Genomic DNA, 16608 nt, shown 5'->3' with positions numbered 1-16608 from the left:
ATTATTTGTTGTGAAAGATTTATCTTGAATTAAATTTAAAAATCATTTATTAATCATTAATTACTACTTATTAAATCATGCAACTAAAAATATACAACTCGCTTACCGGCGAAAAAGAAATATTTAAACCCATTTTAGATGGAAATGTCGGGATGTATGTCTGTGGACCAACTGTTTATAGCAATGTCCATCTGGGAAATGTAAGAACTTTCCTTTCTTTTGATTTCATTTACCGTAGCCTTACTCATCTGGGGTATAAAGTAAGATATGTCAGAAATATCACTGATGCAGGCCATCTTACCGATGACGGAGATGTTAACAACGACAGATTCGTAAAGCAGACCCGCCTTGAAAAGCTGGAACCCATGGAAATTGTACAGAAATATACGGTAGATTTTCATAAAGTTCTGGAAATGTTTAATTTATTGCCTCCGAATATTGAACCCACCGCAACGGGTCACATTGTGGAGCAGATTGAACTTACACAGAAATTGATTGAGAGAGGATTTGCCTATGAGAGCAACGGCTCCGTCTATTTTGATGTTTTGGAATACAATAGGAGAGGATTAAATTATGGCGAATTATCGAAAAGAAATATTGAGGAACTTTTCGCAAATACCCGTGATCTGGACGGGCAGGGTGAAAAGAAAAATCCTCAGGATTTTGCTCTTTGGAAAAAAGCTTCCCCGGCACATATCATGAGATGGAATTCTCCCTGGGGAGAAGGTTTTCCGGGGTGGCATCTGGAATGTACCGCAATGAGTACAAAATATTTGGGAGAAACATTTGATATCCACGGAGGTGGCATGGATTTGAAGTTCCCGCACCACGAATGTGAAATTGCACAGGGTAAAGCATGCAATGATAGCGCTCCGGTAAACTACTGGATGCACGCCAATATGCTTACCATGAATTCTCAGCGTATGAGTAAGTCAACGGGGAATTATATTTTGCCGATGCAGCTGGTAACCGGAGAAAATGACTTTTTCGAAAAGCCTTTCCATCCGGCAATTGTACGTTTCTGTTTCCTGCAGGCACATTACAGAAGTGTCTTGGATATTTCCAATGATGCCATGCTGGCCAGCGAAAAAGGATTCATCAGGTTAATGGAAGCCGTTAAAGTTTTACAATCCATTACGCCGAATGATGAAAAGCAATCCGGTTTTAGCCTTGAAGAATGGAAAAATAAAGCTTATGATGCATTGACCGATGATTTTAATTCACCGGTTCTTATCGCGCATTTATTTGAAGCTGTAAAATATATTTTTGCTCTAAAGGATGGAAAAGAAACCATTTCAAAAAATGATTTGGAAGATTTGAAATCTACTTTAAATGCTTTAATATTCGATGTTTTAGGCCTTCAGACTATTGAAGAAAATAACAACGAAAAACTGGATCAGACGCTGAAGGTTTTGATTGAATTAAGAAATCAGGCTAGAAAATCAAAGAATTTTGAACTGTCAGACCAGATCCGCGACAGGCTTCTTGCGGAAGGCATCGAGCTGAAAGACGGTAGGGATGGAACAACATACGTTTTAAATTAGAATTTTTAAATATTTATATTATAAACTCTCACAGTTGTTTTGTGGGAGTTTTTTTGTATAGATATCATTCTGAATGGAGCAAAGCGAATTGACAGAAAGCTCAAATTCAAAATTCTTCTTTAACCTTAAATTTTTTTAAAATGAATTCAAAAAATACGTAACTTAGTCATAATAAAATGATTAAAAATTAAAATTTATATACTATGAAAAAACATCTATTCCCTTTATTTTTGCTGTTTATCGGTATTAATGCTTCTGCGCAACAGGATTTTTTTGCGCTTGTCGGTAAAGATTCACCAAGTATTATTTTTAACGATTTCCGTACTATTGATGCAAACAGAGGAGTTTCCGGAGAGGTAATTTTTACGGCAGATTCTTCTTCAAAAGTTTTTTCCCAAAACAGAAATGGTGCTGTAACGGAAGATAAGAATACGTATAACAACGCCCAGGCTGTGAATATGGCGACTCTGGCTTACGATGCTTCCAACAATAATCTGGTTTATATGCCAATGTTTTCTTCAAATATCTATGTTTTAAACGCAAAATCACGCGAAATAACATTGGTTGAAAATAACGTGGCAAGAGTTACTTCCTGCGATATCAATTCTCATTTTACAAGAATGACTGCAGGCTATGACGGAAGTATTTACGCAATTAATAATGTAGGGACACAGTTTATCAAAATAAGTAAATCGGGAAATCAATATAACGTCACTGATCTGGGTATCATTACAGATGATGCTGCCAACGGCAAAAGTTCTTTCACGATCATGGAAACCGGTTTTGGTGGTGATATGATTGCTGATGCAGAAGGTAATTTTTATGTGTTTTCCGCATCAGGGAATGTATTTAAAGTCGTGACAAAAGAATTAAAAGCTAAATTTATCGGTAAAATTGCCGGAATTCCTGATAATTATTCGGTAAATGGATCCGCAGTTAATTCAAAAGGGAATGTTGTTATTGCCAGTGCAAAAGGAGCTCCGTTATACGAAGTGGACCTCAATACTTTACAGGCCAAACAGCTTCTGGGAGAGCAAAATCTGCATATTTATGATCTTGCAAGCAAGTATTTTGCAAATGATAAAGCGGCTTTAGGAAATGTCTTCGCAAATATTGATCTCTATCCTACAAGAGTAGATGAAAAATTAATCAATATTAATGTTAATGACAAAACGGTAAAAGGATCTGTAAAACTTAATATTTTTGATCTTTCCGGTAAGAATGTCCTCACACAAGCTTTATCTGTAAAAGACGGGTTTTTGAGACAACAGGTCTATCTCAGAAATCTTGTAAGCGGAGCCTATCTCGTAAACATTACGGATGAATCCGGAAAAGTATTACTCAATAAGAAAATTGTAGTGACAGAATAATCATTATCTTTACAATATATCAAGCCTTTTCAAAATATTTGAGAAGGTTTTTTTAATGAATATTTGATATTCAATAAGTTTTATTTTTCGATATTATAATGTATTTTTATAAAAAAATGTAAATGAAGATATACTTTAATGTAGGTTACAGTACAAAAGTCGGAGAAAGACTTCAGCTGGTTATCAGCGAAGAAAATGCTGTATCGCAGACGCATCCTATGTTTTATGAAGAAAACGGACAATGGAAATGTGAAGTGGATTACTTTTCAAAATCTATTTCTTATCAATATCAGGTTATAGATGAAAAAGGAAGTATGCTGCGTGAAGAATTTGTCCTGCATCGTTTGAATTTCCCTCATAATTATAAAGAGTTTATTATTTTTGATCGCTGGAACAACAAAAATTTTCCTGAAAATTACCTTAACAATAAAATACTTTACAATAAGCTGAATACATTTAAACCCGAAAAAATATCGGTTTTAAAAAAGCATACCCATTTATTTAGAATTGAAGCGCCCATCTATAATCCCGACTGGGCGGTTGTCCTGTTCGGCAGTACGGCTTCCCTTGGAAATTGGGATTATGATAAGGTTATTCAGTTGTCGCAGACGGATTTCGGTATCTGGGAAACTTCAGTTGAAATTCCAGAAAATGAATTTATACAATATAAATACTGTCTTTATGATAAAGCATCCGGAAAAGTATTTGATGTAGAAGCTGGCGAAAACCGTTTTGCCCTTCCCAATCAATCCAAAGATGTTTTGCATGTCGTTGCAGACCATTATTTTAAATTCAAACTTTACCAGATGTATCACGATGCCGGAGTGGCTGTTCCTATCTTTTCTTTAAGAACAGATGACGGCTTTGGTGTGGGAGAATTTTCAGATCTTAAAAAACTGGCAGATTGGGCGAAAGAAACTAACTTGGGAATTATTCAGATTCTGCCGATCAACGATACCACTGCAAATTATACCTGGACAGATTCTTATCCCTATGCAGCAGTTTCTGTCTATGCGCTTCATCCGCAGTATATTGCTCTGGAACAGCTGGACTTCCCGTTGCCCGAGGATCTTTTTGCTGAATATAAAGCTGAAAAATCTGAATTGAATGCACTTGATCTGATCGATTATGAGAAAATGATCTCAGGAAAATGGAAATACCTGAGAGCGGTTTTTGATGCTGATAAAGAGAAAATATATAAAGACAGGAACTTTAAAAAATTTATTAAAGACAATGAATCCTGGCTGATTCCGTATGCTGCATTCTGTGTTTTAAGAGATAAATATAAAACCCCGAATTTCAACGAGTGGAAGACGCATAAAAAATATATTGCCGGAAAAATTGCGCCTTTTTTCAGCGCAAAAAGTAAAGATTATGATGCGTCTATGCTGCATGCCTGGGTGCAGTATCAGCTTCACAGGCAATTGAAAGATGCTATTGACTACACGCATAGACTTGGTGTTTCCGTTAAAGGAGATCTTCCAATCGGGATTTACAGATATTCAGTAGAAGCATGGACGGAGCCTGAGTTATTCGGAATGGATTTTCAGGCAGGAGCACCGCCGGATCAGTTTACCGAATTGGGACAGAACTGGGAATTCCCAACCTATAACTGGGAAGCCATGAAAGCGGATGATTACAAGTGGTGGAAAAACAGGTTCAAAGCATTGGAGCAGTATTTTGATGCGATGAGGATTGATCATATTTTAGGTTTTTTCAGGATCTGGAGAATGCCGATTTCCGCAACACAGGGAATTTTAGGATATTTTTACCCTGCCGTTCCGGTTACGCTGGAGGAATTCGGTAAATGGAATATTCCTTTCAATTTCGACAGGTATTGTAAGCCGTATATCAATGATCAGATTCTTTGGAATTACTTCGGAGAAGAAAACGCAAATGCGCTTGAATTTATTGACAATAATTACGACGGCACTTATTCTTTTAAAGAAGAATTCAATACCCAAAGAAAATTGTCGGATTTCTTCAGGAAAAATCCTCGCGGACCAATTGAAAGCCAGCTTATATCACTTTGTGCCAATGTTTTATTTTTAATTGAAGAAAGAAACGGACAGATAGTTTATCATCCGAGATTTAATGTATATAACACAGAATCGTACAAATATCTTTCGGATTGGGAAAAGAAAGCAATATACGATCTGTACCATGATTATTTCTTTAAAAGGCAGGATCATCTCTGGTATGAAAAAGCCATGGAAAAATTACCTGTAATCCTGAATGCCACCAAAATGCTTATTTGTGGTGAAGATCTGGGGCTGGTTCCGGATTGTGTTCCGGTAGTAATGGATGAATTGGCAATCGTTGCTTTGAAAGTTCAGAGAATGCCATCCGATAACATTCCTTTTTATAATCCTAAAAATGCAGGATACCTGAATGTGGTAACGGCCTCTTCTCACGACAGCTCAACATTGAGACAGTGGTGGAAAGAAAACCCCTCACTTACCCAGCAGTATTTTAACCTTCAACTGATCCAGTACGGACAGGCACCGGAAAATCTTGATCCTTATCTTGCTGAAATTATTATGAAACAACATCTTTATAATGATGCAATGCTGGCTATTTTCCCGATACAGGAATTTCTGGCAACCGATCAGCGATTGGCTAATATTGAAATGGATAACGAAAGAATTAATAATCCTGCCGTTTTTCCACATTATTGGAGGTATAGAATGCATCTAAAGCTTGAAGACCTTAAACATGAATCCGACTTCAATAAAAAGATAGCATATTGGATCAAAGATAGTGGAAGGTTGTAAATTTAACAATTGATTATCAATTTATTAACGTATAATTAAAAGAAGTTTTATCGAAAGATTTAACTTCTTTTTTCTATTTATATCCAAAAGATAGAATGAAGAATTCTACTATATTATTAACCAATTAACGACTTTAAAAATGAAAAAAATATTGATCGGTTTTGCTTTGAGTCTCGGAGTTTTTTCCTTTGCTCAGCAGTATCCGGATTACGGATATGACAATGACGGATATTATCAGAATGACGGTGGCTATTACAGCGATGAAGATGACCAGAATTATTTCCCGGATGATTACTATTATAATTATCCACAGGATTATTATCCACAGAATTATTATCAGAGTAATTACAACGATTACCGAAACAGTATCGTTAATATTAACTGGAATGTATTTTTTACCCAAAACAGGCTAAATCCATGGCAGATCGATCAGATCCTGAGACTGAATAATCTGTATATAAGTTTTTCATCATGGAACAGATTCTACAGATACAATCCGGACAGATGGTATTATGACAGATTCTATGCTTTACAGAGAATCATGGGTCCAAGGGTTTTTGTAGTGTTCCAGAATAATTATTACAGAGGATACAGTCCGGTAGTGTATTTCCAGAATTACAGAAGAACACATTATGCTGCAATCTGCAGACCGATGCCAAGATACAGAAATGTAAATATCAATATTTACAGAGTAGACAGGGCGAAATTCAGAAGAATGGACAATCCTACCTTTAATATTGTAAGATCCAGCGACAGACCAAATAATGGATTCCGGGGTTCGGTGAGAGATGGTAATAATGGCAATAACGGAGGCTTCCGCAACAATAATGCTGGAAATAAAAGTAATGATAATTCAGGTTTCAGAAATAATGGTAATGCGCCGAGAAATAACGGAGGTTTCAGAGGAGGTAATGATAGCGGTGTAAGAAATGATGGTGGATTCCGTGCTCCAAGAGCTGAAAATAATGGCAACAGAGGCGGTGGATTCAGAGGTGGAGAAGTTAGAAGAGAAGAGGCTCCTAAAAGAGAAAATAACGGAGGCTTCAGAAATGAAGGAAGTTTCAGAAGAAATGAAAATACCGCACCGAGACAGCAGAATAATGGTGGTGAAAAGAGAGGTAACGGCGGTTTCAGAAACGGATTTGCAAAGAATTAATTTTCATATATTATATTTAAGTGGTGTGAAGGGCAGGTTTTATAAATCTGCTCTTTTTATATTTATGAAATTCATATTTAATTTTAACAATAATTATAATATTTTGCATTTAACTTTTGTTTTAACTAATTATCAAAAAGATATAGAGAGAATAATTGAATAATAGATTTTCATATATTATATTTAAGTGGTGTGAAGGCAGAGTAATAATTCTGCCTTTTTTTAGTACTTAATGTTGAATTATTCATATTTAATTTTAACAATAATTGTGATATTTTCTATTTAACTTTCATTTTAATGGATAATCAAAAAGATATACAAGAAATATTTAAAAATTTGTAATATGAAAAAATTAGTATTAGCGGTAGCATTTATCGGATTCGGAGGTTTTGCAATGGCTCAACAGACTACTCCACAGGACAGACAGGCAAAAAAAGCTGAAATGCAGCAGAAGTTTCAGCAAAAAGAACAGGAGCATATGGCTCAAATGCAGAAAGATTTAAATTTAAATCAGGCACAGGTTGATAAAATTAAAGCGCTTCATGATAAGAGAAAAGCTGAAATGAAAACTGAATTTGAAAAAAATAAAGGTGAAAGACAGGCGAGAGCGGAGCAGATGAAAGCTAAAAGAGCACAAATGGATGCTGAAATGAAGCAGATTTTAACACCTCAGCAATATGATAAATGGCAGGCCGACAGAAAAGCTAAAATGGAGCAAAGAAGAATGGCGATGAAAGAGAGAGGTGCCAGAATGCATAAGCCAATGAATACGGTAGCTCCGGATGCAACAAAGTAGTTTATAATTTTGATTTTTTAATGTGTTGAAGGGCGGGATTTATCCTGCCCTTTTTTATTAATTTTTACTAAAACTTTTGTTTTAAGAGTTTATTCCCTAATTTTGAAAGTAAATTTATACCCTATGGTTAGCGAGAAAATTGCAAAATTAATTAACGAACAAATAGCTCACGAACAGTACGCTGCACAATATTATCTGTCAATGTCCGCATGGTTTTCGGGAAAAGATCTTGATGGGATTGCCAATTATTTCAGAGTGCAGAGTAAGGAAGAATTAATGCATGCCGATAAAATGTTTGATTACCTTAACGATGTGGGGGGAGAAATAATCATCGGTGAAATTCCTAAGCCTCCACATGAATTCCTTGGAGCAATTGATATTTTTGAAAAAGCATTGGAGCACGAAAGAAAAGTAACAAAAAGTATTTTCAATATCGTTAAAAATGCCAATGATGAAGGTGATTTTGCCACCACTTCATTTCTACAGTGGTTCATTAATGAACAGGTGGAAGAGGAAGCAAGTGCTTCACAACTGGTAACAAAAATTAAGATGGTATCTGATAACCCTTCAGCACTATATCTTTTTGACCAGGAATTGGCACAAAGGGTTTTTAATCCTAAAGGAGAATAAATTGAATTGACTTAATGATAAAAATTTTCGGCGGCACCTTTGGTGCCGCCGAAAAATTTCATCATATTTTTGATTTTTACAAATAAATCAACCTTGTCTTCAAAACCTTTTTGCCCAGTTTTTCAAGAATATTTTTATAATTCTCAATCTGGCGTTCATTTTTGGAAGATTCTTCTCCCGTTTTAAAATCAACGATGATATAGCCTTCATCACTTTTCAGCATACGGTCGGGCCGGTACACTTTACTTTCACCGTTTTCGGAAATCATGATGTCTTTTTCATTGATAACTTCCCATTTTTCATCAAAGAATTCGGCATGGGTTTCTATGATTTTTTTAAGTTCGGAATGTATCGTACGGCTTTCCTCAAGGGTTACCTGACCTTCAAGAATATAGCATTCCAGAACTTTAGAAACGTCTTTTGCGGTATTGATCTGAGATAAAAGTTCATGCACAAAAAGACCGATTCTCACCTTTTCATTTCTTACCTGATAGTTCTTGGAAGGGGTTGCGATTTTTATTGAAGTATTGTTTTCACTGATGTTTTTCAGAACCCGGATGTCCTTGGTTTTAAAAGATGAAATTTTTTCCTTCGAATATTTTTTCAGCATTTCAGGACTAACCTCGTACAGATCAAATTCATCAAGATTTTCAGGATTTTTCGACTGGAGAAACTCCAGCAGCTCAAGATTATTTGATGTTTTATTGGCTTTTTGGATATAGAAAAAAAGCTGTTCCACAGGTCGCGTTGTGGCAACATACTGCAGGCAAAGCCGGTCTACAAAGTTTTTGTATGAATTTTGTCTGTTGAATTTTTCAATTTCTTCATCGTAAACCTCCAGATTTTTGCTGAATTGATTAATGTTGACCGACTTTAGCGGAGTGTCTTTTGAAGTTTCAAACCAGTTGGTAAATTCGGCATCACGGTTTTTATTCATCATCGGGATAAAAACGATTGGGAATTCCAGACCTTTAGCCTTATGAATGGTCATGATCTGTACCGCATCAATATTTTCAGAAGCCTGAATTGTATACGCAGAAGCTTCTTCGTCCCAATATTTAAGGAATTCTTTAGTACTTGCCCCTGCATTTTGGGTAAAATTAAAAAGCATTTCCAGAAAGTTCAGCAGGAAATCCGTTTCTTTACTTTCAACGGAAAATTCGTTGATGTAATATTCTACAAAATTATAAAGATTAAATCTCGGGAAATGATCCTGCTTAAGCTTTAAGGCATACCTGTTCTGGATGAAATCTAAAATTTCTTCATGAGAGCTAAGATCAAGGATTTCTTTCATCTCCAGGGTAAAATCTGCCATATGAATTCTTCCCAGCTGGTTAAGATAGTACATCATCATAATCAGGTTGGGTTTATTCTTCGGATTAACCTCCCATTTCAGGAATTCGATCACGGCTTTTAACGTATTGGAAAGCTCCAGGGTTAAACCTTTGTCAGAAATTGTTTTAATATTCGTTTCCTCTCCTTTATAATTTACCTTCAGATTTCCTAATTTCTGGGAATAACTGAAAATGTCAAAATTCCCGCGGCAGAGAATGGTAATGTCTGAGAATCTGAAACCATTGTCCAGGCTTTCCTGGATATCTTTCCGCATTCTTTCAGAAGTATCATTATAAAAATCTTCATTCGTAAGATTTTCAATTAAATTTACTTTTACACGACCTTCCATTGAAGATCTCGGCGTCTGTTCTGCGTCTGTCCCGAAAATATTCTTATGCTCTTCTTCTAAGATATCAGAATGAAAGCGATACAGATCGTTATTGAAACGGACTATATTCCTGGCGCTCCGCCAGTTGTCTTTCAGTACCAGAAGTTCGGCTTCCTTGGGAGTAATTTCTTTTTTGTTGATAATATCAAGCATCAGTTTGCTTTCTCCGCCCCGGAAACGGTAAATACTCTGTTTCGGATCTCCAACCAATGTAAACGAAGTATTTTCAGTAGAAATGGAATGGTCTCTCAGCGGAAGGAAATTCTGCCATTGAAGCTCGGAGGTATCCTGAAATTCATCAAAAAAATAGTGCTGAAACTGGGATCCTACCTTTTCATAGATAAAAGCAGACGGCTCATTTTTAAGATTTTCGTTGATCAGAATATTGAATTTGCTTAATAGCACAAGATCATTTTCCTGTTCAATTTTTCTCAGCTCATCCTGGATATCTTTATTTACTTTCAGTGGTAAAAGTGCGGAAAGGATTTTCTCTTTTTTCTGTGTTTCAATATAAAGAAGAATCAGCTGCATCCTGTTTTCAAGAAGCTGATCAAGAATTTCTAAAATATCACCTTCCTTGTGTTTTGATTTTGAAGAAGCTCCTTTACGGTAATTATTGACAACGGATTCCTCTGCAGTGGTAGGAAAAGGAAAACCCGTTCTTTTTTGCTGGTAAAAATCTAATACTTTAGTGAAAAATCCGCCGATTCCATTTTTGCCCTGCGCGAAATCTTCAATCTCAATACCTTTCGACCTGAATAATTCTATCGATTTTGCGGCAAGATCACTCGCCTGTTTTTTGTTTAATACAATCTCTTTACGAAGTGTATTTTTAATATTTTCGTAATTCGTGCTGTCGAAGTCTTTATTGTTTTTCAGATGTTCATAATGAATATCCTTCACAAATTCTTTCGCAGAATCATACAGGTTTTTATTTAAATTAATTCTTTCATTATTCTCAAGGCTGTAATCCACATAATCCATGAACGATTCGGAAATCACTTCATTTTCCCCGATCTGGTCAAGCATTTTATCCACGGCTTCAATAAGGAAGGGCTCGGCTTCAATTTCAAGATTAAAATTTTTAGCCAGACCCAATTCATAAGAAAAGCTTCTTACAAGTCTGGAGTTAAAACGGTCTATAGTTCCGATATTCAGAGTAGAATAATTATGAAGAACATAATCCAGTAGTTTTTTTGCACGGATATGAAGTTCATCAATGGTAATCTTAATGCCTTCAAGTTCAAACGCTTTCTGGATATTTTTCAGATCACTATTTTCCGCGAAATCATCCGACGAGAAGTTTCCCAGCCAGCTCAGGATTCTTTCTTTCATTTCGTTGGCTGCCTTGTTGGTAAAAGTGAGTGCCAGAATATTCCTGATCGACTGCTGTTGATTAGGATACCGGAGACAGATCATCAAAAGCCGCTGCACCAGCGCATAGGTTTTTCCCGAGCCGGCTGAAGCATTGATAACGGTATAAGAATTTTGCATTTCGATTGGAATCAATGTGCAAGTTACTTAATTTTTAAGTGAAATTTTAACAAATTGAGCGGTTGATTTAACAGTTTTAAAGCTATAAATCAAAAAGAAATGCTAAAACGCGTTAACTGTGGTTAAACTTCCCGAAATATTTAAAAATAATTATAGTTTTGCTCTAATAAAAAACTTTCCGTGAAAATTAAACTACTTTTTGTCTTATTTACCGTTCTTTTCATCAATATTCAGGCCCAGGATTATATTTTCGGGAAGGTGACTTCTGAAGATAATAATGAAATTTCCGATGTTACGGTCATTAATATAAGGACTGACGAAAGAATTTCAACCAATCGCGACGGCCATTTTATGATATCCGGAAGAGCAGGAGATGAGCTTCGGTTTGTGAAAAACGGTTATGAAAGAGCCAACAGAAAAATCAATAAAGAAAACATCAGTGCACCTGTTAATATTACGCTCATGAGATCGGCAACACTTATTGCAGAAGTAGAACTGAAAAAAGAAATTACAGGAGATCTTAAAATTGATTCCAAAAACCTTAACCCTCCAAGGAAAGTCCAGAAACTTAAGAGTGATCTTGCTGTCTACATGAAGCGAAAATCAGCACCTTCGGTTTTAGCACCGCGTGCGGGGGAATTTGTACAGCCGGTAACAAAAGGTGTATTTTCTCTGGGAAAAGTTAAAAACAAGTGGGATGATATGGATCTCCTGAATTACCTGCAGAATGCCCTTGGAACAGAGTTTTTTGAAGATCTTAAAATTGAAAAAGCACAGATACAGCATTTTATCCTTTATATACTGAGAACGGGTTTTGAAAGAAAAAATATCCTTAAATACGGCTATGTTACCGAAGCGGATCTGAACAGGTTTAAAAATGCTGTACTAAACAGAATCTCGGCCTATAAAACTCCCTAGGTTCATTATATATCTTAAAAGTAATGAGAATCAAACTTTTAATTTTTGTAATATTTCCTTTTCTCCATGTATTTTCACAAAAAACGATAGAAGGATCCATTACTGATGAAGACGGCGTTGCGCTTCCTGCTGTAATGATCATGAATATCTCTTCAGAGAAAAGGACTTATACTGCCTTAGACGGAACTTTTTCAATCGAAGCAGCGCCTGAAGATGAATTACGGTTCATACGTTCCGGCTATGAAAGGTCTTCTATACAGGCAAAATATCTTACAGAAAATAAAGCAACGATTAAACTGATAAGAATCGCTGAACAGATTGAAGAAGTAGAAATCGCCAACCTTACCGGCGATATCAAAAAGGATTCCCGCGCGATGGCCAAAATCGATAAAGGAAAGTTGGTGGAAGATGCTGTAGGACTTCCGCAACCTGTTGGGAAAATGAGGGAAACACCGGCAGATATAAAACAGGTGTTACTTCCTATTTTGCTGGGAAATCTCAATATTCAGGGGCTTTATGATGTTGTTAGCGGGGATGCGAGGCGAATGAAAAGGCAGTATAAATATGATGACCTCCAGGAAGATATTGCATGGATTCGCGAAAGGGTAGAGGATGATTATTTCATCAAAGAAGGCATTCCCAAAGAAAGGATCTCCGAGTTTATTGAATTTTCATTTTTAGACAAACCACAGACAAGAGCTTTTGTAAGGGCTAAAAACCTCACAGGTGCTTTATCAAGAATGGAAGAATCTCTTCCGGTGTTCGTTGAAAGATTGAAGGAAAGTTCTGTCGGAAAATAAATAGGTTCAGATATTAATGATACACAATATCGTAAATTTCATCTTTAATATCTTTTACATTCTCTGGCGTATAATTGGATAATAACCATAAATTAAGAGGTTTTTTACCCTTTCCGTAACTTGGCTGTACATACATTTCATCGATAAGGCGGAAGCCGTTTCTCTGATAGAAGGCATAGCGTCTTGCCGCATTTTCATTCACATGTTCCGGTTCTATTTCCAGGATTATTCTGGGATAGTTTTCAAAAAGATATTTTGTAATATGTGAGCCGAGTTTCTGGTTTCTGAATTCTTCGAAAACTTCAAAATGTTCCACAAAAGTATAAGTGCTGAGTTCCCAAAGAATGAGGTACCCAATATTGTTTGATTCGTGGAGGATAGATAGGATTTTTACTTTAGGATTTGTAAACAAAGGAACCAGTTTTTCCCAGTCTCTTCGTTCGTTTTCACAAAAAGTGGTGCAGTATGAACCGTAAATCTGCTCAACTCTGTAATCTTCAGGGGAAGTAATCTGTAAAAATTCCATAGTTTAAAGATCAAAAACATTAGGTCTTCTGGTGATGAAAATATCTTTCACCCATAGTGTAAATGCCAGTCCGAGGTAGATCAGGAAGAAAAATCCTGCCGTAGCAAAAGTAGAGTAAATAAAAAATACTCTGAGTTTGGATACCGGAATACCCAGTTTTGCGCCGGTTCTCGTAAGAACACCGAACCATTCTCTTTCCATTTTGTGGCGGATGTTATCTAGCATTTTAAGATTCTTTTAAAAGTGTAAATCCAATACTGCAATTTAAGCAATTTTTTTGTACACAAAAATGATTGAAATGATAAATGAAACTTTGGCTTTCCAGGGAGCTGAGGATTTTTATATTCATTTTACTCCAACTGTCAATCACCGCGTTTTTTTCTGCAGGCAGATTTTTATAAAAAGCAAGAAGTTCCTCTGTAATTTCTTCATGGTGGTATCGGTGGTACGTATATTTCAGAGGCAGGATTGTGTTTAAGATGATAAGTTCTACAAAGTCTCTGCTCAATACTTTGGGTTGATGTACCGTGGAAATTTTTCCGAAGCTGAAATGATTGTCCCAATATTCCGAAGCTTTGATTTCTTTAAATAAACTGAACAATTCTTCTGCTGATTTTGCATGAACAACTTTTGAAAATAAATTCTGGTGCTGATGATACAAATCCGCCAGCTGAGACAGACGCAGCGTGGGGAAATTAGGAGGACGCAGCCTTAAAAATTTAGGATGGATTCTTACATCAGATATTTTAAATTTTGCTTTTAAAAAATCAAATTCCCTTTTCCAGATTTTTACTAATTCATCCTTCGGATCTTCCAGCCACCCCGCAATCCCGAATAATAAAGCTTCAAGCTGCGTTTTGTTTTGGCGTACTTTAAGAACAATTGAAAAGTCAATACTTTCTGCAATTTGCCTGAATATCTCAGCATTGATCTTCAGTCCGAAAGAATAGGCAAGGCTGTGGAACAGAATGGCTTCAAAATTATTGTTGAATTTCTTCAGTTTTTTTTCAAGGTCTTCAGCTTTTTCATTCAGTTTTTTCAGGATATTTTGTTCATAAAAACCAACAGGGATATGTTTTGGATTGAAGCTGCTTTCGCAGGCAATGAACTGATTTCCACTTAACAGCTTTTCATATTTCCAAAGCATACCCTCATCAATATGGTGCTTCAGTTCCAATGTCGGAATGTTTTTATTATTCAGTTCATCAATGTCTATGTTATGTTCATAAACGGCATGAAGGATAATGTTCTGATAATTCGGATCCTGGGAATGATTATGGAAGATCCAGTCGGAAGATTTTATATGAAGTTCTACGTGTCCGGCTAAAATAACGCCGCCGACTTTAATTTTAGCCTCTAAAAAATCCGGTCCGGAATCGGTGTTCCATTTCCCGAAGTCAATAATTTCAATGGGATTTCCTCCCATATCCCTGAAGTCGAAATGTTTAAAGATCTTATGGTTCCAAAGATATTGGAGTAGTTTTTCAGTCATGCGTGTTTTTTTGCTAATTTAGGAAATTGCTGTTAACAATAAAGCTGCCTTCATTTTGAGGCAGCTTTTACTCGTAATATTTATTTAATGATTGTTTTTAAATCCTGAACAACTTGTTGTTGCGAATATTCTCCGAAGTAGCTTCTGTATTTGTTATCATAGATAATTACATAACTGCTGCATGGGTAATGATATTGGAAAAAAGTATTCTCTATTATATTTTTTAGGATCTTTAAACCATTGTGATTTCTTAAACTGCTTTAAATTAGTTTTATTTTTATAAATGTAAAGATAATTGGAGCTCTTAATTTTATCAGCCAATTTTTCCAGCTCTTTATGCCATAAAAATTTGCTACGAGCAGTGGCGGAACCTGTTAAATTACATTCATCTGCACCTGGGTAAAAACTTATAATTGTTGGCTTATCTACATCCAATTGTATTTTCAGTAGCTTTTCCAAATCGGTTATTATACGATCTGAATCAATGGTCCCTTCTTCTGATCGGGTAGAAATAATCTTACATTTCTGTAATGAATCATTACATACTTTAAGCTTTCCAAAAGAAATTTGTCGGGAATTATATTCCTTCTCAGTAATTATTTTATCATCTTCATCTAAGTAAGTTATCTGAGAAAACAGGATTGTAAAGTTGGAAGTTAAAAGCAGAATTATTATTTTTTTCATAAATATTTAAACTTGATAAATGATAATAAACTCATATACATTTGTGCATAAAGTGATATAATTTTCATACTTGTGTTAAGGTAACAATACCCTCCGGAGAGCCTCTGAAATTATTGCTTGGTAAAAATAAGATTTTCGGCATCAGGAAGATAAATGGTGATATCCGGATTTCCGGGACAGCTTTCATTAGTTAAAACAGAATCATTAGGATAATACGACCAGCTAATCTGTGTGCTGCTGACTTTTTTTAGCGTTATCCTTCCCCAACCTACACCACAATTAGTGCCACTATAAAATAACGCAACGCTGTTATTATCTAAATCATTTGTTCTTTTGCTTATAATTTTATTTATATCAGGATTTGTAGGGTTTTGATTATCCTGCAATACAGCACCTGTTGATATTTTCTCTACAGTATATTTTACATGAAGAACATCCTGGTAATATTTTCTATCGTTGGGACCATAATCTTTAAGATACTTATCTTCTTTTGTAATATAAAGGGTGATTTCATTTCCCTGATACGTAGCCTTGTATGTGCCCACATAAGGGGGAAGGTAATTGTTGAGGTCTTTCATGTATGAGTAATTAGGAACATCTTCAAAGAATGTATTAAGAGGATAAATTTGCTGTGCTTTACAAGCTAATATAGTCATACTTATAGCGAATAATACGAGTAATTTTTTCATAATTGTTTATTA

14 protein-coding genes are annotated in these 16608 nt (G+C 35.7%); 8 read left to right on the top strand and 6 right to left on the bottom strand.

The features are described 5' to 3' along the window. Positions 1 to 77 precede the first annotated feature (77 nt). From cysS to ODE14_RS12015, 6 genes are all read left to right on the top strand, one after another. Positions 78 to 1544 carry a cysteine--tRNA ligase gene (cysS, locus tag ODE14_RS12040; protein WP_263601613.1) on the top strand — a complete coding sequence of 489 codons (1467 nt, stop codon included), beginning with the start codon at positions 78 to 80 and terminating at the stop codon, positions 1542 to 1544. 203 nt (positions 1545 to 1747) lie between these two features. Beyond that, positions 1748 to 2914 (top strand): T9SS type A sorting domain-containing protein, encoded by a 1167-nt coding sequence (locus ODE14_RS12035; RefSeq protein ID WP_263601612.1) that lies wholly within the window; start codon positions 1748 to 1750, stop codon positions 2912 to 2914. 122 nt (positions 2915 to 3036) lie between these two features. Then, the gene (locus tag ODE14_RS12030) at positions 3037 to 5688 is read left to right on the top strand and encodes a 4-alpha-glucanotransferase (protein ID WP_263601611.1); all 2652 of its coding nucleotides are present in this window, start codon (positions 3037 to 3039) and stop codon (positions 5686 to 5688) included. A gap of 139 nt (positions 5689 to 5827) precedes the next feature. Continuing rightward, on the top strand, positions 5828 to 6844 hold the full coding sequence (locus ODE14_RS12025; RefSeq protein ID WP_248390357.1) for a hypothetical protein: 1017 nt from the start codon (positions 5828 to 5830) through the stop codon (positions 6842 to 6844). A gap of 343 nt (positions 6845 to 7187) precedes the next feature. Further along, the gene (locus ODE14_RS12020) at positions 7188 to 7640 is read left to right on the top strand and encodes a hypothetical protein (RefSeq protein WP_263601610.1); all 453 of its coding nucleotides are present in this window, start codon (positions 7188 to 7190) and stop codon (positions 7638 to 7640) included. Positions 7641 to 7763: 123 nt separating this feature from the next. Next, entirely contained in the window at positions 7764 to 8270 is a 507-nt protein-coding gene (locus tag ODE14_RS12015) for a ferritin (protein ID WP_072883991.1), read from the top strand. Positions 8271 to 8346: 76 nt separating this feature from the next. Here ODE14_RS12015 and ODE14_RS12010 read toward each other — a convergent pair whose 3' ends face one another. Further along, positions 8347 to 11487, bottom strand: a complete 3141-nt coding sequence (locus ODE14_RS12010; RefSeq protein ID WP_263601609.1) for a UvrD-helicase domain-containing protein — start codon at positions 11485 to 11487, stop codon at positions 8347 to 8349. Between the two features lie 180 nt (positions 11488 to 11667). Between ODE14_RS12010 and ODE14_RS12005 the strand changes: the two genes are divergently transcribed. After that, the gene (locus ODE14_RS12005) at positions 11668 to 12405 is read left to right on the top strand and encodes a carboxypeptidase-like regulatory domain-containing protein (protein ID WP_263601608.1); all 738 of its coding nucleotides are present in this window, start codon (positions 11668 to 11670) and stop codon (positions 12403 to 12405) included. A gap of 23 nt (positions 12406 to 12428) precedes the next feature. Next, positions 12429 to 13205, top strand: coding sequence for a carboxypeptidase-like regulatory domain-containing protein (locus ODE14_RS12000; RefSeq protein ID WP_263601607.1), 777 nt, complete (start codon positions 12429 to 12431; stop codon positions 13203 to 13205). 13 nt (positions 13206 to 13218) lie between these two features. Here ODE14_RS12000 and ODE14_RS11995 read toward each other — a convergent pair whose 3' ends face one another. The 5 genes from ODE14_RS11995 to ODE14_RS11975 form a co-directional block, all read right to left on the bottom strand. After that, positions 13219 to 13731, bottom strand: a complete 513-nt coding sequence (locus tag ODE14_RS11995) for a GNAT family N-acetyltransferase (protein WP_263601606.1) — start codon at positions 13729 to 13731, stop codon at positions 13219 to 13221. Positions 13732 to 13734: 3 nt separating this feature from the next. Then, complete coding sequence (locus ODE14_RS11990) at positions 13735 to 13956, bottom strand: PspC family transcriptional regulator (RefSeq protein WP_029297636.1); 222 nt, start codon at positions 13954 to 13956, stop codon at positions 13735 to 13737. Between the two features lies 1 nt (position 13957). Next, positions 13958 to 15223 carry a DUF2851 family protein gene (locus tag ODE14_RS11985; RefSeq protein ID WP_263601605.1) on the bottom strand — a complete coding sequence of 422 codons (1266 nt, stop codon included), beginning with the start codon at positions 15221 to 15223 and terminating at the stop codon, positions 13958 to 13960. A gap of 156 nt (positions 15224 to 15379) precedes the next feature. After that, the gene (locus ODE14_RS11980; RefSeq protein WP_263601604.1) at positions 15380 to 15907 is read right to left on the bottom strand and encodes a hypothetical protein; all 528 of its coding nucleotides are present in this window, start codon (positions 15905 to 15907) and stop codon (positions 15380 to 15382) included. A gap of 110 nt (positions 15908 to 16017) precedes the next feature. Then, positions 16018 to 16596 (bottom strand): DUF6705 family protein, encoded by a 579-nt coding sequence (locus tag ODE14_RS11975; protein WP_263601603.1) that lies wholly within the window; start codon positions 16594 to 16596, stop codon positions 16018 to 16020. Positions 16597 to 16608 lie beyond the last annotated feature (12 nt).

Source organism: Chryseobacterium sp. PET-29 (genome assembly GCF_025736815.1).
GTDB lineage: Bacteria > Bacteroidota > Bacteroidia > Flavobacteriales > Weeksellaceae > Chryseobacterium > Chryseobacterium nepalense.
Note: the sequence above shows the minus strand (reverse complement) of the source record. Positions and strands in the feature narration are given on the sequence as shown.